Genomic DNA, 17,778 nt, shown 5'->3' with positions numbered 1-17,778 from the left:
CGGGCCGGAAGCGGCGCCGCCCCGGTCAGAAGGCGTACCGGATCCGCAGCCACGGAGCGTGCGCCGCGACCAGGCCCCAAAGCTCCTCCACCCCCCTCGCCTTGACCGCGTGGTCGTAGCGCACGTTCAGCGCCCCGTTCTCGGAGCGTTTGCCCTGCTGGATTCCGGGCTGCCAGAGCACGTCCTCGGCGCGCGGGTGCCAGCCGAGGTGCACCTCGTGCAGCTCCCGGTTGTGGGTCAGCATGATCACTTCGGCGGCCGCCTGCCGTCTGACCCGCTCGGGCAGCACGTCGCCGAGCTGCCGCAGCAACTCGGCCCAGGCCTGCTGCCAGCCGGGACGCAGGACCACGGGGGAGAGGTTGAAGTGCACCTCGTACCCCGCGTCCAGGAAGTCGGCCGCGGCGGCGATGCGCTCGGCCACCGGGGACGCGGTCCTCACGTCTTCCCGGGCGCCGCCCGTCCTCACCGGTCACCCGCGGCGCAGCAGTTCCGCCAGGACGGCGTCCCAGTCGAGGTGGGAGCTCTCCGTACCGGCGGGCACCGCCCGGAACGTCTCGGTCAGCCAGTCCCCCAACGGACCGGCCGGTATGTACAGCACGGCGGCACCGCCCACGCCGCGCAGCAGCACGCGCACCGTGGTGGACCCGTGGCAGCGGCACGGCGGCCAGACCCGCACGGTGCCCTGGCCGGACGGGACGCCCAGGCCCGCGTACAGCAGGTCCCGGGAGAACAGCCAGGGCGCGGCGCCCACGGGGTTGCCGGGGAAGTCCAGGCGTACGGCGAACGGATCGGCCGAGTCGTAGCTGAAGCGGACCTCGAGCCGGAGGGCTTCCACGTCGCTGATGACCAGCTCGATGGTCAGGTCGGTGTGCAGACGCCTGGTCCGGTCGGTGGAGTCCATGGCGCCTCCCGGATGAGGTGGATCGTGGGCCCCGCCCTGCGCGAAGCCCCGCACCGACCACTTCCGGGCGGGGGCGGGCGGTGGATGCGGCCGGCCGGCAGGTGTCGCGGGACGCGGGCCGGCGGGGAAAGCCGCGGCGCGGGGTGCAACCGTTCCGCGGGCGCCGCCGGAAGAGGGGGGTGACGCGGGCGGGGAGGCGATCCGCGCCCGCCCGACCCTGGGGGGCCTGGCACGCATCGGAAGGGATGTGTCATGAGGCTTCGCGACGAATGGCCGGTGGATCACGGGCTGGCGACGGTCTACCGGTACGGCGCCGGACTCTGCGGCGGCATTCTGCTGCTGTTCGGCTGTCTCGGTTTCGCCGACGAACTCAGCCCCTTCGGCACGGACGGCACCCGCATCGCGGGCATGTCGACGAACGGACTGCTGAGCCTGATCTCCGTGCTCTTCGGTCTGCTTCTGGTCTGCGGCGCGGTGGTCGGCGGGAACTTCGCCTCGACGCTCAACACGGCCGTCGGCACGCTGTTCCTGCTCAGCGGTTTCGGCCACGTCTTCGTACTGGACCGCAGCGCCAACATCCTCGACTTCGGCATGACCAACGTCATCTTCACGTTCGTGATGGGCCTGCTCATCCTGACCTTCGGGATGTACGGCCGGGTCACGGGCGGGCTCGCGCACGACAACCCGTACTGGCGCCGCCGTCACCCGCGGCAGGCGGCGCGGGAGTCCCTGGCCGCCCGGCGCCGGGAGCGGGCCCGCGCGGCCCTGGCCACGGCGCGGGACGCCTCGGCCGGGCCCCGGACCACCGGGCCGCGTCCGGGCGGCTGAACGGGCGTACGGCCCGGCGGGGCGTTGCGGCGCTGTTGCGCGCTTGAGACGGCGTCCGGGCACGACCGGGGCGGCACCGCCGGCCGGCGGTGCCGCCCCGCGCTGCCGGGGCTCGGCCCCGGCAGCTCACAGATCGATCATCCGCACCACGAAGAACGCGGCGACGAGCAGGCAGCCGATCACGATCAGGGACATCCAGATACCGGGATGTTCCCAGATGCCGCCGTCCGGGCGCTCGTAGTGGGCCTCCGCCGTCGATCCCTCGACGGGCGGCGTCTCTCCGGGAGGGCGCAGCGAGTCGGTCATCGTTTCCACCTCCGGGCTTCGGGCGGTGGGAGCCGTTCGCCGGGGCCGTACGGCGCACCTCGGCGAACCGGTTCCCCTCGACCTCTTCCAGGCCGGCCGGACGACCGGATGCAGGAGGCGAACGCGGTGGCCGCGCCGCGCCGGGACACCCGGCGGGTCCCCGGAAACGGCGGCGCTCACGGCCCCGGCCGCCGCCTCACGCCCGCGCCGCCGCCCGGCGCAGGACGGCGACGCGGCCCCGGTCGGGGACGGTCCACACGTCGTGGCCGCGCAGGCCCCAGCGGCCCAGCAGTTCGTTGGCGGCCAGGAAACCGCTGGTGGCGGCCCGTTCCATCAGGGCCACCGGCAGGCCGGTGCGGACCGTGTCGCCGGCGACCACCAGGCCGGGGGAGGGGGTGGTGACCGTGGGCCGGTCCGCGTGGCCGCCCACCGCGAACAGGGGGCAGTCGGCCCGCCACTCGTGACGGGCGTCGACCACCCGCGCCCGGGTCGTCTCCGGGTAGAGCCGGTGCAGCTGGCCGAGCAGCTCCTTCTCCGTGGCCTCCCGGCCGGCGTCCCCGGGCACCGCGTAGGCGTGCAGCTCGACGACCGAGCCGCCGGTGCGGGCCGCCCACCGGGCCGCCTCGCCCTCCCAGCCGCTGAGCACGCTGACGTTGTCCAGGGCCCCGTAGCCGCTGGTGCCGAGGAAGCCCGGCCGGTCCGCGCGCACGGGCCGGTCCAGCCACAGGCGGGACACCAGGAAGGGCGGGGCGGTGCGCAGCCGCGCCAGGCGCTCGCGCCACTCGGCGTCCCCGAGATCGCCGCAGCGGCCCACCAGGGCGCGCAGCCCAGCCGGGTCGAGGGCGAGCACGACGCCGTCGTAGGGCTCCTCGCCGCTCGCGGTGGTCACGGCGTAGCCGCCCGACGGCAGGACGCGGACGCCCTCCACCGCGGTGTCCGTGCGCACGCGCGCGCCGAGCCGTTCCAGACGCGCGGCTTTCGGGTCCCACAGCGCCTGCGGGAACGGTTCCCCGGGCACGTCGAACAGCAGGCCCTCGGCCGAGCCGAGGAAGTAGATGTGGAACATCAGCGCCATCTCCGCCGCCGACAGCTCCCGGGGATCGGCGAAGAAGCTGCGGGAGAACACCTCGAAGGCCAGGTGCCGGGCCGCCGGCGGGAAGCGGATGTCCTCCAGGAAGTCGTACGCGCTGACGTGGTCCAGCCGCTCGTACACCCCGGGCACCCGCACGTCGAGCAGCGGCAGGGCAGCGCGCGGGCGCATCCGGACCAGGTCGCGCACGGAGAACGACTCGCTCAGCGCCACGAACCCGAGCGCGCTCAGCGGAGGTGTGCGCGGCACGTGGCGGAAGCTGTCCTGCCGGCCGCTGCCGTGCCGCAGCGGGTAGTCGGGCAGCCGGGTCAGGCGGGCCAGGACCGGATCGGTGCGGCGCAGCAGGGCCCGCAGGTTGTAGTACTGCCGGAAGAACGCGTGGAAGCCCCGGCTCATCGTCACCGTCGTGCCGTCGGCCAGCCGCGTGGACCAGCCGGCCAGCCTGCCGCCGAGCTGCGCGTCGCGCTCGTGGACGGTGACCCGCACCCCGCGCTCGGCCAGCGCGGTGGCCGCCGTCAGCCCGGCGATGCCGCCGCCCACGACCGCCACGCGCGGCGCGGCGGACTCCTGCGCGCGGGCGGCGCCGGGCGACGCGGGGAGCAGCCGGGCCAGCCGGTCCCGGCCGGGGCGGGGGCCGCGGGCGGCGGACGCGGAGGGACGGCGCGGCCCGGTCATCGTCCCGCCTCCCCGCCGGCGTCGAACGGGCGGCGGGCGACGACGGTGTGCGTGATGCCGGTCTGCCAGCCGGGCAGCGGAAGCACCCGCACCCGTTCGAAGCCGGCCCGCTCCACCCGCCGCGCGAGCTGCCCGGCGGTGTCGAACGAGACGACACTGTGCCGCAGGTGCCGGTAGAGCGCTCCGTCGCCCAGCAGCACGGCGACCGGCAGGACGAACCCGCCGCACACCACGTTCCACACCGCCCGGTGGACGGCCCGCCCGCTCAGCGCGTACTCGTGCACCGCCAGCCGCCCGCCCGGCGCCAGCAGCCGGTGGGCCTGGGCGAGCACCGCGTCCGGGTCGGAGGTGTTGCGCAGCAGGTACGCGGCGAAGACCGCGTCGAACGGGCCGCGCACCCCGGCCGCGGCCAGCCGCTCAACCGGCGACTGCACGAAGCGCACCGGCGTCGGCCAGGGACGCAGGGCCGCGCGCCGCAGCATGCCCGCCGACGCGTCGACGGCGGTGATGTCGGCGCCGGGCAGGGCCGCGGCCAGGGCCGCCGTCGAGGCGCCGGTGCCGCAGCCGAGGTCGAGCACCCTCGGTGCCGGACCGCCGCCGGGCAGTCCGAGGCGCCGGGCGGAGCGGCGCAGGTGGGCGTGGTAACCGGGATTCGCCGCCACGAGCGTGTCGTAGCTCCGGGCGGCGTGGTCGAACGCGGTCGCCAGCTCGGCGTCGCGCAGCACGGGCATGCCATCTCCGTAGGAGGTAGTCGGGTGGGGAGGCCGGGACAGGGGGGCGGTTGGTGACGGGAGCCGGGGCCGGAGGGAGGGGGGCAGGTGGGGACGGGGGCCGGAGGCAAGAGGTCAGGTGGTGACGGGCGGGGGAGCGGCGGGAGCACTGCGGCGCGGGGCGAACGGCAGGGCCAGCGCCGAGCCGAGCATCGCGGGGACGGGCACGTGCAGCCCGATGGACAGGTCCTCCGCCCAACCGGTGCGCCCGTCCAGGAACCGCAGCAGGCGCGGCGCGGGCACCCGGGTGAACAGGCGGGTGAAGAAGGCCGGGCCGTCCACCCGGCCGTGGTCGAGGGCGTGCAGCAGCACCGCGTCCATGTACCGGGAGCGGGCGGAGTGGACGCGCGGCGGGACGGGACGGCGCCCCGCGTGCAGGGCGGCGGCCACCGCACCGGTCTGCCGCTGCACGGCGCTGAAGGTGTAGCCGGTCGCCGGACGGGTGGCCCCGGCCGCGGCCCCGATCCGGAACACCGAAGCGGCGGTCCGCCGCGGGAAGTCCGCGTCCGTCATCGGGATCACACCCTGCTCGCACTCCAGCACCTCGTGGTCGCCGGCGCCCAGGACACCGCAGAGGTAGTGCCGCAGCGCACGGTCGTAGGCGTCCCGGCCGAGCGGGCCGCGGGAGAACTCGGTGTACTCCACCAGCGCCTCGCGCGGACCCGTCGGCAGCACGTAGCCGAAGGACAGTCCGTGCGCGGGCTGCGGGGTGCGGAAGTCCATCAGCTCCACGACGCCGGGATCGAACACCGGACGGCGGGTGCGCACGAACCAGCCGCGGAAGTGCTGCAGCAGCGTCGTGCGCGCAGGGGGCAGCCGCTCGGGCGGCCGTGAGTCGAACACCCAGCGGGCGCGCACCGTCACCCGGCCGCCGTCGGCCCGGCGGGCGTGCACCACCGCCCCGCCGGACGCGGACTCCACCCGCTCGGCGACGGCCTGAACGGTCGTCACCCACGGGCTCCCAGCGAGGATCTGGCCGGCCAGGTCCTCCAGCGCGTCGGAACGCAGCATCTTGTAGCGCAGCGGCTCGATCACCGCGTCCACCGCCCGCCCGTCGCCGGAACGCACCCGCAGCCGCCGCCAGGAGGCCGTCAGCGCACTGTCGTACGGTCCCGCGCCCGCCTCCCAGAAGCACCAGGTGCGCCGCGCCGCGCGGAACGGCCCCGGCGGCGCCGCCAGCAGCACCGCCGTCACCCGGCGCCCGCCCGCGGGCGGGCGGGCCAGCCGCAGCGCGAGCGACAGGCCCGCGGCCCCGGCGCCCACGACGGCGACGTCCGACTCCACCTCCACGGCGGCTCCCTCCACGGCGGCTCCCTCTCCGGACCGGCGGATCCGGCCAGTCTTCCCGCGCGCCGGTCCCGGCGGATGCACCGGGGAGCGTGTCGTGCGGGTGGGTGTCCAGGGCGCCGTCATGTCCACCGAATGGCGCATCCGGCGGGGCGGTCCGTGCGGAATGTGTGACGACGAGGTACCAGCCGTGTCCGGTGCCGGCACCGGACACCACGGCCGGTACGCCGCACCGACAGCGCGACTTGTCCGGCCTGCCGACAGGCGGTCCGGCTCACCGACCGGCGAGAGGATCCGCGATGCGTTCCACCCAGGCGATCGGCCGTCTCACGGCAGACCCGCCGCGCAGGCCGCCCGCCGAGGCCGGCTCCCACGACCCCGGGGAGCCGGCCGCCTCCGGCGGCGCGCGCGCCGTGGACGAGGACGTGCCGGGCGCCGTCGGCCGGGAACTGCGCGAACTGCTCGACGACCGTCTCGCGGGCTGCCACGGCCTGGACCCGGTGTTCGCGCGGGACGTCGCCGAGCGGACCGCCCGTTTCACCCGGCGCGGCGGCCGCCGCATCCGGCCCCGGCTGCTGTGGTGGTCGCTGCGGGCGTGCGGCGGCGGGGACCCGGCCCAGGTGCGCGTGGCACTGCGGACGGCGGCCGCGCTGGAACTGCTCCAGACCTGCGCCCTCGTCCACGACGACCTGATGGACCAGGCCGCCACCCGCCGCGGCGCGCCGGCGCTGCACGCCGACGTGACCGAGCAGTACGCCGGCACCGCCCCGGGCCCCGCCGCGCAGCGGCTCGGCGCGTCCACCGCGGTGCTCGCCGGCGACCTCGCCCTGGCCTGGGCGGACGACGTCCTTGCCGGACTGCTGCTGGACCCCGGGCTGTCGCGCGACACGGCGCACCGGCTGCACGAGGTGTGGCGGGTGCTGCGCACCGAGATGGTTGCGGGCCAGTACCTCGACGTGCGCGGCCAGGCCCTGTCCTCCGGCACCCCGGCCCGGTCGATCCGGGCCGCCTGCCTCAAGAGCGCCCTGTACACGGTGGAACGGCCCCTGCAACTGGGCGCGGTGCTCGCCGGGGCGGACGACGCCACCACCGGGACGCTGCGCCGCGCGGGACGCTGCGCGGGCCTCGCCTTCCAGCTCAGGGACGACCTCGACGACCTGTTCGCGGACCCCCGGACCACCGGCAAGCCGTCCGGCGGCGACGTGCGCGAGGGCACCCCGACCTATCCGCTGGCCGTGGCCCGGGCCCTCGCCACCGCCGCCGGCGACCGCCACGCGCTCGGCGTGCTCGACCACGCGATGGGCCGCGCCGGCCTCACCGACGGCGAACTGGCCGGGGTGCGGGAGACCGTCGTCGGCACCGGGGCCCGCGACCACGTGGAGGCGCGGATCGCCCGGCTCAACCGGCGCTGCCTGCGCCACCTCGGCGAAGCCGCCCTGGAACCCGGTGCGGCCCGCCGGCTGCGCGGCCTGCTGGCGGAGATCACCGGCACGGCCGGCCAGGTGCCCGAGCCGGCCGCTCCCCGCGCCGCCGCCCTCGCCGCCGCGGGAACGGAGGCGGGCCGGTGACCCGGACCATCGCGGGACCCACCGACCACGTGGTCGTGGTGGGCGCTGGACTGGCCGGCCTCTCCGCCGCCCTGCACCTGCTCGGCGCCGGCCGCCGCGTCACCGTCGTCGAACGCGACGGCCTGCCCGGCGGGCGCGCCGGCCGCAGGGAGCTCGGCGGCTATCTGATCGACACCGGGCCCACCGTGCTCACCATGCCGGAGATCGCCGACGAGGCGTTCTCGGCGGTCGGCGCCTCGCTGCGCGACCGCGTCGACCTGATCGAGCTGCACCCCGCCTACCGGGCGCGCTTCGCCGACGGCAGCACCCTCGACGTGCACACCGACGCGGAGGCGATGGAGGCGGAGATCGAACGGTTCGCCGGCGGCGCCGAAGCGGCCGGCTACCGCAGGCTGCGGCACTGGCTGGGGCAGCTCTACCAGGCCGAGCGCGGCCGTTTCCTCGACGCCGACTTCGACTCGCCGCTGCAACTGCTCGGCCCCGACCTCGTCCGGCTCGCCGCGCTCGGCGGCTTCGGCCGCTGGGAGGCGCGGGTCGCCCGCCACCTGCGCGACGAACGGCTGCGCCGCGTCTTCTCCTTCCAGGCCCTGTACGCCGGCGTCCCGCCCGAGCGGGCGATGGCCGCCTACGCGGTGATCGCCTACATGGACACCGTCGCCGGGGTGTACTTCCCGCGCGGCGGCATGCACGCCCTGCCCCGGGCCATGGCCGAAGCCGCGGCCGAGGCGGGGGCGGCGTTCCACTACGGGCAGCGGGTGACCCGTCTGGAGCGCTCCGGTGAGCGCGTCACCGCCGTGGTGACCGACGACCTGCGCATCCCCTGCGACGCGGTCGTCCTCACCCCCGAACTGCCGGTGACCTACCGCCTGCTGGGCCGCTCCCCGCGCCGCCCGGCGCGACTCAGGCACGCCCCGTCGGCGGTGGTCCTGCACGCCGGCTGCGATCGCACCTGGCCCGAACTGGCCCACCACACACTGTCCTTCGGCGCCGCCTGGCGGCGCACCTTCCGCGAACTCACGCGGACCGGCGAGCTGATGAGCGACCCCTCCCTGCTGATCACCCGGCCCACCGCCACCGACCCCGGCCTGGCCCCGCCGGGCCGCCACCTGCACTACGTCCTCGCCCCGTGCCCCAACACCGACATCGGGCCGGGCAGCGCCGACTGGTCCGGGCTCGGCGCCCGTTACCGCGACGGCCTGCTGCGCGAGCTCGACCGCCGCGGCCTCGCGGGCATCGCCTCCGCCATCGAGGAGGAGTGCCTGGTGACGCCCGCCGACTGGACCGCGCAGGGACACGCGGCGGGCACGCCCTTCTCCGCCGCGCACACCTTCGCCCAGACCGGCCCGTTCCGCCCGCGCAACCTGGTGCGCGGCACGGCCAACGCCGTCCTGGCCGGCTGCGGCACCACCCCAGGGGTGGGCGTACCGCCCGTACTGCTGTCCGGGAAGCTGGCCGCGGCCCGTGTCACCGGCGGCACCCGCGCCCGCACCACCGCCCGCCGGACCGCCCGGCAGACCACCGAAGGAGTACGTCCATGACCGCCCGCGAGCTGGACGCCGCTCGCATCACCGACCCGCGACTGCGTGCCGCCTACACCCACTGCCGCGAACTGAACGCCCGGCACGGCCGGACCTACTTCCTCGCCACCCGGCTGCTGCCCCCCGAACGGCGCCCCGCCGTGCACGCCCTGTACGGCTTCGCCCGCTGGGCGGACGACATCGTCGACTCGCTGGAGGACGGCCCCGGCGCCCTCACCGGTGACGAGGCGGCACGGCGGGCCGCCGCCCTGGACCGCCTGACCGAGGACCTGACCCGCGGGCTTGCGGGCGGCCGGGCGGGCGCACGGGACGCCGCGCCGGTGGTCACCGCCCTCGCCGACACCAGCAGCCGCTACGCCATCGACCGGCGCCACTTCACCGACTTCCTCGCCTCCATGCGCAGCGACCTGACGGTCACCGAGTACGCCGACTACGCGGCGCTGCGCGGGTACATGCACGGCTCGGCGGCGGTGATCGGCCTGCAGATGCTGCCCGTCCTCGGCACCGTGGTGCCGCGTGAGGAGGCCGCGCCGTACGCGGCCGAACTGGGCGTCGCCTTCCAGCTCACCAACTTCCTCCGGGACGTCGGCGAGGACCTCGACCGCGGCCGTGTGTACCTCCCGCAGGACCTGCTCGCCGCGCACGGCGTCGACACCGGACTGCTGCGCCGCTGCCGGCGGGACGGGCGCTCCGACCGCCGGGTCACCGAGGCCCTGCGCGCCTTCGCCGGCCTCACCCGCGCCGCGTACCGCCGTGCCGCGCCCGGCGTGCCGATGCTCGACCCCGTCGCCCGGCCCTGCATCCGCACGGCGTTCGTGCTCTACGGCGGCATCCTGGACGCCGTCGCCGACGACGGCTGGGCGGTGCTGCACCGCCGCGCCGTGGTCCCCCGCAGACGCCGCGCGCTGGTCGCCGCCGACGGCCTGCTCCGGCTCGCCGCGGCCCGCCTGGCCGCCCGCCGCGAACCCGCCGCCGCGCCCACCCCCACCCCGTACCCCTGCGAGGAGGCCGCGTGACGTCCGACCGTCCGCCCCGGCGAGCCCGACTGCCCCTGCGCCTGCGCCGTGACCCGGTTGCCTGGGAACGCCAGAGCCCGACCTGGCGCGAGGCGCGGCCCGCGCTCATCGCCGACGCCCTCAAGCGGGCGCAGCAGCGGCCCAGCGGCAACTGGTACGTCGTAGGGGCCGCCCGCGACCTCGCCGTGGACCGCCCGCTGGGCCGGACCGTCGCGGGACAGGAGGTGGTGCTCTGGCGTGACGGCCGGGGCGGCGTCGTCGCCGGCCCCGGCGTCTGCCCGCACCTGGGCGCTCCGCTGCGGGACAGCCCGGTGCGGTGCGGCACCCTCGTCTGCCACTGGCACGGACTCGCCCTGGACGGCGGGCCGTTCGGCGGCTGGGAGCCCTGGCCCGCCTACGACGACGGGGTACTGCTGTGGGTGCGGCTGGACGACGCCGGGGGCGAGCGGCCCACCCCCCGGCCACCGGTGCCGGAACGGCCCGCCGCGGCCGGCGCGCTGACCGCCGTCTACACCGGTCAGGGCGTCTGCGAGCCCGCCGACGTGGTCGCCAACCGCCTCGATCCCTGGCACGGAGCCTGGTTCCACCCGTACTCCTTCGTGGACCTCACCGTCGTGGACTCCCCGGGACGGGACGACGTCGAGGACGCGTTCACGGTCGACGTCTCCTTCAAGCTCGCCGGCCGGCTCGTCGTCCCGGTCCGCGCCGAGTTCACCGCGCCGGGCCCGCGCACCGTCGTCATGCGCATCATCGGCGGCGAGGGCGAGGGCTCCGTGGTGGAGACCCACGCCACCCCGCTGGGCCCGGGCCGCCTGGGCAGGCCGCGCACCGCGGTGGTGGAGGCGGTCGTCGCCACCTCCGAACGCCCCGGCTTCGCCGTGGCCCGCCGTAGCGCGCCCCTGCTCCGCCCCGTCATGCGCTACGCGGCGGGCCGCCTGTGGCGCGACGACCTGGCCTACGCCGAACGGCGCTGGGAACTGCGCTCCACGGGTCGCTTCCCCGGGTGAGCGCCCGCCCGCGGCCCTGGTGGCGGCTCGGGCGGAGGGTCGGTGGCCCGGAGTCGGCTGCGGCGGAGGGTCGCGACGGCCCGCAGCCGGCTCCGGCGGACGGCAGACGTTCCGCGCGCCGCGCCGGGCCTGAGCGGTCCGGCGTCCGCGTGGCGCCTGGCGGCCGTGACTGCGCCCAACGGCTGTGAAGCCCGGGGTCCGGGCGGGGCTGTAGGGGGCGTGCAGGGGCCGCCTACCCCGGCCGCCCCGTGAGCTCTTCTCGCGGTTCGGCGTGGCGCGTGCCCTGCACGCGAGTGACGCCCCCTGGGCATCCGGTGTGTGACGGTGACGGCCGTGTTCCCCGGCCGACCGGGGCGGGGAGGAGGAGGCCGTCAGGGCGGATGCGCGGCTCGCGAACGGCATTGGGCCGTCGGCCCGTCCATCCGTCGAGCCCTGCCGGCAGCCCCGCGCCGCCCGCGGCGGCCTGACACCCGGGTCGGAGCCGTGTCGTGGTCCGTGGGCCGAACGGCGCGGATCAGGGCGGCAGGGGGCGTGCGCACACCGTGAACCGTTTCCCCGCCCGCCCGGCGGAACGCGGGAGCGCGTCCGTACCCGTCTTGCGTGAGGGCACCGCCGGGCTCACCCCCGCACCGAGGAGCGCCCCGCGCCCTGCGTGCCGTAGAGGCCGCTCAGGGTGCGTACCGCGTCGCGCAGGCCCGTGCAGCGCGGGAAGTCTCCGGCCGCCCTGCGGTCCCAGCCCGGTCCCGCGGGCAGGACGAGTGGCCGCCTGCGGGCGCCCGCGGGCCCCCACTGCAGACCCGCGACGTGCCGGGCCAGCGGGCCGGAGGCCGTGGACCGGGTCTGGGCCCACAGCACGACGGCGACCGGACCGGTGCGCCGGACACAGGCGAGCAGCGCCTCCACCGGCACGGCGGCGCCCAGCATGCGCGTCGGCACACCGAGTTCGGCCAGCACCGCGTCGAGCGCCTCCAGCGGCAGCGAGTGCTGTTCACCGGGCGCGCAGGCCAGCACCACCGGCTCGGCGCCGAGGGCTTGCGCCGGAGGCGGCAGCACCATCGGCGCGCGGCGTAGCGCCGTGGAGATCTGCCAGGACAGCAGATGCTCCACCTCCACGTAACGGTCGCCGGAGGACTCCCACTTGCGGCCCACCGCGCGCAGTGTCGGCACCATCACCTCCTCCCACGCCGTCGTCAGCCCGTGCTGCCTGACCGCGTCCAGCAGCCGGCTCTCCAGCTCCGGCGCGTCCAGCCGCACCGCTGCCCGGGCCAGTCCCCGGCACTCCTGGCGCACGTCGCCGAGCGGGAGCCCGCCGCCGGCGCCGCCACGGGCGGCCGTCCCGGGCGGCTGGACCGCCGCCGGCCCCGCGGGGGGACCGGCCGGGGCCGGTACGGACGCAGGCCCCGCGCCGTGCGCGGTCCGGACCGAGCGGGACCCTTCGCCGTGGGTGGCGCGGGCCACGCGGGCCGCTTCGGCCGGGGCGACGCCCGCCGCCGCCAGCCGGCACATCTCCTCCACCATCGCCACGTCCCGAGGGCTCCAGCGCCGGTGCCGCCCCTGCGACCGCGAGGCCGGGCCGAGCCCGTAGCGGCGGTCCCAGGAACGCAGCGTGGTGGGCGAGACGCCCAGGCGGCGGGCCACAGCACCCGTGGTCAGCCCGGCCGCCTCCGTCACGTCCAGATCGCTCATGACCGCCGCCCCGCCGCTCCGTGGGCCCGTGGACCCGTCCTTCTCGCTTCCCCGCCGGTTTCCCAGACTACTCGATGCGATATCGATGCGACTTGTCCCACCAGGTGTCCGCGGCACAGGCTGGAGACACGGACAGCGGCGAAGCGGGCGCGGTACGAACCGGGACCGTGCCGCTCACCGGACGGGCGCCGCGGGACACCTGCGACGCACCCCGGGCTCACGAGGAGAGACGTGGTCATGGACCGTATCGCGGGTGTATCGGGCTCCGCCGTCACCGCCGGGGACGGCTCCACCCGGGCGTCCGCGTCCGCCGGGGACGGCCTCACGCCGGCCGCGGGCGACGCCGCCTGGTCCGAGATCCACCGCCGGTGGGGCGGCCTGGTGCACGGACTCGCCCAGCAGGCGCTCGGCGACGCCCGGGACGCCGAGGACGTGGCGCAGCAGGTGTTCGCCGACGCCTGGCGCGGCCGGCACGGATACGCGCCCGAACGGGGGACGCCGGCCGCCTGGCTCGTGGGGATCACCCGTCGCAAGGTGGCCGACGCGCTGGCCGCCCGTGCCCGTCGCGCGCGCATCGTCGCGGCGGCGGCCGAACAGCCCCCGGCCCGGACCCGCGACGACAGCTGCGAGCCCGAGGCCGCGCTGGACCGGATGGTGGTGGACCGGGCCCTGCGGCGGCTCAGCACCCCGCAGCGCCAGGTGCTGCACCTGGCGTACTACGAGGATCTGACGCAGACGCAGATCGCCCGCGTCACCGGCTGGCCGCTCGGCACGGTCAAGAGCCACACCCGCCGGGGCCTGGACCGCCTCCGCCACTGCCTGGAGGACGAGGGCGTCACCGACGCGGGGCGCGCAGAATCGATGCAAGTTTGACTCGCGCGTTCGCGTGACCGTCGGTCAGACTGTGGAAACCACACGGACGTTCCGCGGGCGGTCCTCCGACTGGCCCTACTGTGCCCAGGTTGACGACATGTCACCCACCTCCGCGACGGACGCGCCGGGCGTGATCCGGTTGCGGTGCATTCCGGGCGGAGTAGCCTGAAATTTGATCGGTCCTGCCTGGTTCTCTGATCGGTCCTGCCTGGTTCTGGAGGTGGGCGATGTTTCTCCGATTGCTGTGGCGTCACAGGCCGCACCGGCTGGTCCTGCTCGGCAACGGCCGTCTGATACGGGGTTTCAGCGGCGGAATGTACGACGGTCACGGATACCAGCCCTGAAACCGTTCGCGGTTGAATCCTGGAGGAAGTGCGGTGACAGAGGACGCCCGCGCCCTGGCAGCCATGGCAAGGCTCCTGTCACCGCACTGCCGTGTCACCGGTACGTCCGACGGAGCGCTGATCGCGGACTGGAAGCGGACGCGCTTCATCGGCATGGCGGCGGCGGACGTCCGGAAGCTGACCGGGGGCAGCCCCGAGGAACGCGCCGAGCTGGTCGGCGTTCTGACACGTGCCGGGTGCGCGTCGGGCCGCCGGAAGCCGCCGGCGGACGTGGTCGTCGCGCGCTGGCTGCGTGGGGTGCACCTGCTGATCCGGACCGCCGGATTCGGACGCGTGCTGCGGCTGCTGGCCCTCGCCGCGCCGGGTTACGCCCGCGCGGACGTGCCCACACGCGACGAGGTCGCACGGCTCAAACGGGTGGTGCAGACACGCGGTCGCGGCAGCTGGGTCGTCAACGGCGACTGCAAGTCACAGGCGGTGACGGCCTTCGTCCTGCTGCGGCGGCTCGGTCTGGCGGCCGTCCTGCACGTGGGTGTGCGTGAGCACCCGTTCGCCATGCACGCCTGGACGGAGTCCGCGGGCCTGTGCATCCCCGACGCCGATCCACGGGGGCACGCCTTCACCTCGGTGCTCTCGGTCGGCTCCTGGGGCCGCTGACATGGAGGCGCTTCGCCTCGAATGGGCCGGTGGCGCACCGGTCCTGCGGACCGCCGACGGCATGGTGCGCCAGGGCCTCGTGACGACGGTCCGCTCGCCGGCCGGCACCGCGGCCGTCGTGGGCTGGGCCGGCTCGGCCCGCCACCGGGAGGCCGGCGCGCTGGGCCTCCTCGCCGCCTTCGCCCGGCCGGGGCCCGCCCCGCCGCTGCCGGCCGGCGACTACGCGGCCGTACTGGTGTACCGGGACCGCGTACTCCTGATGCGCGACGAGCAGGCACGCGTCCCCCTGTTCTTCCGCGGGTCCGCCGACCGGGTGAACGCCGTGAGCACCTCCGCGAGCGGCCTGGGGAGCGCCACCGGGCTGGACCCCCGCTACTTCTGCCGGTACCTCACCGGGAACACGGCGCAACCGCACACGGAAGTCACCCCGTTCACCGGAGTCCACCGCGTCCTCGGCGGCCAGGTGGTGGAGCTCTCCCGCACCGGCCGGGTGCGCGGCCTCACGCCGCCGCCCGTCCGCCGGGTGACCGGCCCGCCCGTGCGGCCGGCCGACGGACCGACCCGCGCCGACGCGGCGCGGGAACTCCGCACGGTCCTGGAGAACGCCGTCCGGTGTCGCATGGGCGCCGCGACGGCCTGCCACGTCTCGGGCGGCACCGACTCCACCAGCGTCGCACTGCTCGCCGCACGCGCGCTGGCCGGCGGACGCGACGGCCCGGAGCGACTGGTCCTGCTCGCCGGGCGCTTCTCCCGCGGCGAGCTGGCCGCTGAGCGGCCCTATCTGGACATCGCGGTGGAGGAGATCCGCCGGCACGCGCCCGCCGCCCGGACCCTGATCGTCGACGCCGACGACGTGGCCGACTTCGACGACTTCGAGCAGCACGCGGGAGAAGCGGACGAACCCCATCCGCACGCCTTCCGCGCACCGTTCTGGAGCAGGCTCCACACCGCGGCCGCCGAGCTGGGCTGCGACACCCTCCTGACCGGCTGCGGGGCCGATCCGGTCGCCGACGCCAACCCGTTCCTCCTGCACAGGCTCGCCCGCACGGGCCGGCTCCGGGAGATGACCCGGCAGGCACGGGCCTGGGCCGTGGGAAGCGAGCGGGGACTGCGGGACGTCGTCCACGCCTACGTGGTCCAGCCGGCGCTTCCGCTCGCGACCGAGCGGGTCACCGCCCTCCTCCGCGGCGGCACGGTGCTCGGCGGACTCGGCACCTTCAGCCGCCCCCCGTGGCTGAGGCCCGGGTTCGCGCGGGCTCACGGCTACCGGGAGGCCGGCATCGCGGAGAGCCGCTTCGCGTTCGGGAGCAGACCGGAACGGTCGCTGTACGACGCCGCCAACTACCTCGCCGCTCCCGACCCGTTGTCCTGGCAGCGGGCGCAGCGGGACGGTTTCCTCCTCTCGCACCCCTTCCTCGACCCGGAAGTGATCGCCACCATGAGACGACTCCCCGCCGCGGTCACATTCGAGCCGGGCCGCCCCAAGGCCGTCCTGCGCGCGGCCATGACGGACCTGCTGCCCGCTCCGATCGCCGGCAGGGCGGTCAAGGTGCCCTTCGACGACCTCTACGCCCGTGGCCTGCGGGCGCACGGCGACGAACTCGTCGCCCTGTGCCGTTCCGCCCGGCATCCGCTGGTCGAGGAGATGTTCGACGTGGAGACGCTGTGCCGGGCGGTGCTGGAGGCCCGTCTCGGGACGGGGGACTCGTACTCCTGGGACCGGGTGAACAGGTCGCTCGCCCTGGTGGCCTGGCTGGAGCGGCTCAACGCTGGCTCTTGACGTCCCACAGGGTCCGCAGCTGCGGGCCCGCGATGAGGTCGACGAGGCCGTAGCGGCTCACCAGCTCGCGCTGCTCCGCCCCGCTCAGGACGCGGTCCTGCTCCCCCTGGCGCGCTATGGACGTGATCACGTCCGCGCCCTGCGGGCCGAACTTCCAGTAGACGGTGACGAAACGCGGGTCCCTCGTGTACTCGTCGAGCGCGTTGTTCTCGTGCACCCGGGCGCGGTAGATGAGGGAGTCGACGCCCCTTTTCTGATCCTCCTTCAGCAGCCCGGTGGCCTGGTGCCCGTCCCAGGAGTTGGCCACGAAGTTCAGCGGCGGCTGCAGCACGAGCCGGTCCTTGCGCGCTAGGCTCGCGGTGGCGTAGAACGCCACCTGGTCGTACGGCGTGTCCATGGGCAGTTGCACCACCAGCCGCGTGGCGAAGGTGTCGCTCGCCTCGATCCACTGGCCCTGCGGCATCCACGGCTCCGCCTCCACCAGTTCCCCCGGCTGGTGGACCTCCCGGCGGGAGAGCGGGTTCACCTCGGAGGACCTGCTCCACTGCTCGGCGTCGTCGCGCCACTGCTGGCGGAGCCGGTCCCGCGGGCTGAGCGGCACCCGTAACCCCATGGCGTGGAACTCGGTGCCGAGGACGTAGAACCCCACGGAACCGCTGTTCCGGAGCGTGATGTCGACCGGTACGGAGAAGGCCTTGCGGTCCTTGCTGAGCACCGCCTTCCCCATGGACAGCGTGATGAGCGGCCTGGTCTCCCGCTGGTACGGCACATAGAGGTTCTGGTAGCCGAAGTTGGCGACCGCGATGACCGAGGAGACGATCACCGCGGCGGCCACCCGCTTGGGAGCGGGAATCACGACCGACGTCCGCCACACCGTGACGACTGCCCACGCGGAACCCGCCGAGAGCGCGGCGAACAGCGTCGGAAACCACTTGGAATCCCCGTCCCTCACCATCTCCACCAGGATCAGGACGTTGGTCAGCAGAGCCGCGAAGGAACCGATCAGCGCGACCAGGCCGGAGTAGGCGAAGGAGTGCCGCACCCAGTGGTCCAGTACCCCGGCGGCGCCCAGCAGGGTCGTCAGCGCGACCACGAGCAGGACGGCGCCGGTGATCCGGCCGGGGAAGGTCAGCGCGTGGGCGAAGTCCTCGGTGCCGAACCGGGCCAGCAGCGCCGTCGTCGCGATCAGGGTCAGCAGCATCACCGCGAGCGACACCCGTGACTGCCAGGTCTGCACCGAGGGCCGTACCGCTTTCGGGCGCAAGCCGGCGCGGGGCCTGGGGGGAGTCCGCACCCGATCACCTCCTGGGACCGTGGGTCGCGCACCTGCCCGTGCGGGAGCGGGCGCCCATGTGCGCGAGGCGGAGACTGACCTGTGCCGTGCGGGGACGCAGGTGTGCGACGCGGCAGCGGTCGGCCCGCCGCCGTGCCGGGGGTTCGCCCTCATCGTCC

15 protein-coding genes and 1 pseudogene are annotated in these 17,778 nt (G+C 75.7%); 8 read left to right on the top strand and 8 right to left on the bottom strand.

Annotation, left to right across the window (positions count from 1 at the left end; genetic code table 11):
* Positions 1 to 25: 25 nt before the first annotated feature.
* Together ACFQ9Z_RS02925 and ACFQ9Z_RS02920 are read right to left on the bottom strand one after the other, a co-directional pair.
* A pseudogene (locus tag ACFQ9Z_RS02925) lies at positions 26 to 442 on the bottom strand (spore photoproduct lyase family protein); the annotation flags it as partial.
* Positions 443 to 469: 27 nt separating this feature from the next.
* Positions 470 to 901, bottom strand: coding sequence for an SsgA family sporulation/cell division regulator (locus ACFQ9Z_RS02920; protein WP_383009960.1), 432 nt, complete (start codon positions 899 to 901; stop codon positions 470 to 472).
* Between the two features lie 252 nt (positions 902 to 1,153).
* Here ACFQ9Z_RS02920 and ACFQ9Z_RS02915 point away from each other — a divergent pair, with 252 nt between their 5' ends.
* Positions 1,154 to 1,729, top strand: coding sequence for a DUF4383 domain-containing protein (locus tag ACFQ9Z_RS02915; protein ID WP_383009958.1), 576 nt, complete (start codon positions 1,154 to 1,156; stop codon positions 1,727 to 1,729).
* 126 nt (positions 1,730 to 1,855) lie between these two features.
* On the opposite strand, the gene ACFQ9Z_RS02910 is transcribed toward ACFQ9Z_RS02915, so the two are convergent.
* The 4 genes from ACFQ9Z_RS02910 to ACFQ9Z_RS02895 all read right to left on the bottom strand — a co-directional run bounded on the left by ACFQ9Z_RS02910 (position 1,856) and on the right by ACFQ9Z_RS02895 (position 5,875).
* Positions 1,856 to 2,035 carry a DUF6480 family protein gene (locus ACFQ9Z_RS02910; protein WP_143629070.1) on the bottom strand — a complete coding sequence of 60 codons (180 nt, stop codon included), beginning with the start codon at positions 2,033 to 2,035 and terminating at the stop codon, positions 1,856 to 1,858.
* 196 nt (positions 2,036 to 2,231) lie between these two features.
* Positions 2,232 to 3,800 (bottom strand): FAD-dependent oxidoreductase, encoded by a 1,569-nt coding sequence (locus ACFQ9Z_RS02905; RefSeq protein WP_383009956.1) that lies wholly within the window; start codon positions 3,798 to 3,800, stop codon positions 2,232 to 2,234.
* Positions 3,797 to 4,531 (bottom strand): methyltransferase domain-containing protein, encoded by a 735-nt coding sequence (locus ACFQ9Z_RS02900; protein WP_383009954.1) that lies wholly within the window; start codon positions 4,529 to 4,531, stop codon positions 3,797 to 3,799. The genes ACFQ9Z_RS02905 and ACFQ9Z_RS02900 overlap by 4 nt, the downstream gene beginning before the upstream one ends.
* 114 nt (positions 4,532 to 4,645) lie before the next feature.
* Entirely contained in the window at positions 4,646 to 5,875 is a 1,230-nt protein-coding gene (locus ACFQ9Z_RS02895) for a lycopene cyclase family protein (protein WP_383009952.1), read from the bottom strand.
* 281 nt (positions 5,876 to 6,156) lie between these two features.
* Here ACFQ9Z_RS02895 and ACFQ9Z_RS02890 point away from each other — a divergent pair, with 281 nt between their 5' ends.
* The 4 genes from ACFQ9Z_RS02890 to ACFQ9Z_RS02875 are packed head-to-tail and all read left to right on the top strand — an operon-like array spanning position 6,157 to position 10,986.
* Positions 6,157 to 7,425, top strand: a complete 1,269-nt coding sequence (locus ACFQ9Z_RS02890; protein ID WP_383009950.1) for a polyprenyl synthetase family protein — start codon at positions 6,157 to 6,159, stop codon at positions 7,423 to 7,425.
* A complete protein-coding gene (gene crtI / locus ACFQ9Z_RS02885; protein ID WP_383009948.1) occupies positions 7,422 to 8,963 on the top strand; it encodes a phytoene desaturase family protein in 1,542 nt (513 codons plus the stop codon). The genes ACFQ9Z_RS02890 and crtI overlap by 4 nt, the downstream gene beginning before the upstream one ends.
* Positions 8,960 to 9,979 (top strand): phytoene/squalene synthase family protein, encoded by a 1,020-nt coding sequence (locus ACFQ9Z_RS02880; RefSeq protein ID WP_383009946.1) that lies wholly within the window; start codon positions 8,960 to 8,962, stop codon positions 9,977 to 9,979. Before crtI ends, ACFQ9Z_RS02880 begins: the two co-directional genes overlap by 4 nt.
* Entirely contained in the window at positions 9,976 to 10,986 is a 1,011-nt protein-coding gene (locus ACFQ9Z_RS02875; protein ID WP_383009944.1) for a DUF5914 domain-containing protein, read from the top strand. Before ACFQ9Z_RS02880 ends, ACFQ9Z_RS02875 begins: the two co-directional genes overlap by 4 nt.
* A gap of 618 nt (positions 10,987 to 11,604) precedes the next feature.
* Here ACFQ9Z_RS02875 and ACFQ9Z_RS02870 read toward each other — a convergent pair.
* A complete protein-coding gene (locus ACFQ9Z_RS02870; protein WP_383009942.1) occupies positions 11,605 to 12,672 on the bottom strand; it encodes a MerR family transcriptional regulator in 1,068 nt (355 codons plus the stop codon).
* A 237-nt stretch (positions 12,673 to 12,909) separates the two neighbouring features.
* Here ACFQ9Z_RS02870 and ACFQ9Z_RS02865 point away from each other — a divergent pair, with 237 nt between their 5' ends.
* From ACFQ9Z_RS02865 to ACFQ9Z_RS02855, 3 genes are all read left to right on the top strand, one after another.
* On the top strand, positions 12,910 to 13,545 hold the full coding sequence (locus ACFQ9Z_RS02865; protein WP_383009940.1) for an RNA polymerase sigma factor: 636 nt from the start codon (positions 12,910 to 12,912) through the stop codon (positions 13,543 to 13,545).
* A gap of 377 nt (positions 13,546 to 13,922) precedes the next feature.
* The gene (locus ACFQ9Z_RS02860) at positions 13,923 to 14,546 is read left to right on the top strand and encodes a lasso peptide biosynthesis B2 protein (RefSeq protein ID WP_383009938.1); all 624 of its coding nucleotides are present in this window, start codon (positions 13,923 to 13,925) and stop codon (positions 14,544 to 14,546) included.
* A gap of 1 nt (position 14,547) precedes the next feature.
* Complete coding sequence (locus ACFQ9Z_RS02855) at positions 14,548 to 16,326, top strand: asparagine synthase-related protein (RefSeq protein ID WP_383009936.1); 1,779 nt, start codon at positions 14,548 to 14,550, stop codon at positions 16,324 to 16,326.
* On the opposite strand, the gene ACFQ9Z_RS02850 is transcribed toward ACFQ9Z_RS02855, so the two are convergent.
* Positions 16,310 to 17,563: a hypothetical protein gene (locus tag ACFQ9Z_RS02850; RefSeq protein WP_383009934.1), complete on the bottom strand. Its 1,254-nt coding sequence runs from the start codon at positions 17,561 to 17,563 to the stop codon at positions 16,310 to 16,312. The two genes, ACFQ9Z_RS02855 and ACFQ9Z_RS02850, sit on opposite strands and share 17 nt — an antisense overlap.
* Positions 17,564 to 17,778 lie beyond the last annotated feature (215 nt).

It is taken from the genome of Streptomyces sp. NPDC056580, from assembly GCF_042793175.1.
Lineage (GTDB): Bacteria > Actinomycetota > Actinomycetes > Streptomycetales > Streptomycetaceae > Streptomyces.
Note: the sequence above shows the minus strand (reverse complement) of the source record. Positions and strands in the feature narration are given on the sequence as shown.

Bases quoted from the DNA above. Each gene is read 5' to 3' on its own strand.
- ACFQ9Z_RS02870 (WP_383009942.1), bottom strand. From the start codon at position 12,672: ATGAGCGATCTGGACGTGACGGAGGCGGCCGGGCTGACCACGGGTGCT.
- ACFQ9Z_RS02880 (WP_383009946.1), top strand. From the start codon at position 8,960: ATGACCGCCCGCGAGCTGGACGCCGCTCGCATCACCGACCCGCGACTG.
- ACFQ9Z_RS02905 (WP_383009956.1), bottom strand. From the start codon at position 3,800: ATGACCGGGCCGCGCCGTCCCTCCGCGTCCGCCGCCCGCGGCCCCCGC.
- ACFQ9Z_RS02900 (WP_383009954.1), bottom strand. From the start codon at position 4,531: ATGCCCGTGCTGCGCGACGCCGAGCTGGCGACCGCGTTCGACCACGCC.
- ACFQ9Z_RS02865 (WP_383009940.1), top strand. From the start codon at position 12,910: ATGGACCGTATCGCGGGTGTATCGGGCTCCGCCGTCACCGCCGGGGAC.
- ACFQ9Z_RS02915 (WP_383009958.1), top strand. From the start codon at position 1,154: ATGAGGCTTCGCGACGAATGGCCGGTGGATCACGGGCTGGCGACGGTC.
- ACFQ9Z_RS02890 (WP_383009950.1), top strand. From the start codon at position 6,157: ATGCGTTCCACCCAGGCGATCGGCCGTCTCACGGCAGACCCGCCGCGC.
- ACFQ9Z_RS02910 (WP_143629070.1), bottom strand. From the start codon at position 2,035: ATGACCGACTCGCTGCGCCCTCCCGGAGAGACGCCGCCCGTCGAGGGA.
- ACFQ9Z_RS02855 (WP_383009936.1), top strand. From the start codon at position 14,548: ATGGAGGCGCTTCGCCTCGAATGGGCCGGTGGCGCACCGGTCCTGCGG.
- ACFQ9Z_RS02920 (WP_383009960.1), bottom strand. From the start codon at position 901: ATGGACTCCACCGACCGGACCAGGCGTCTGCACACCGACCTGACCATC.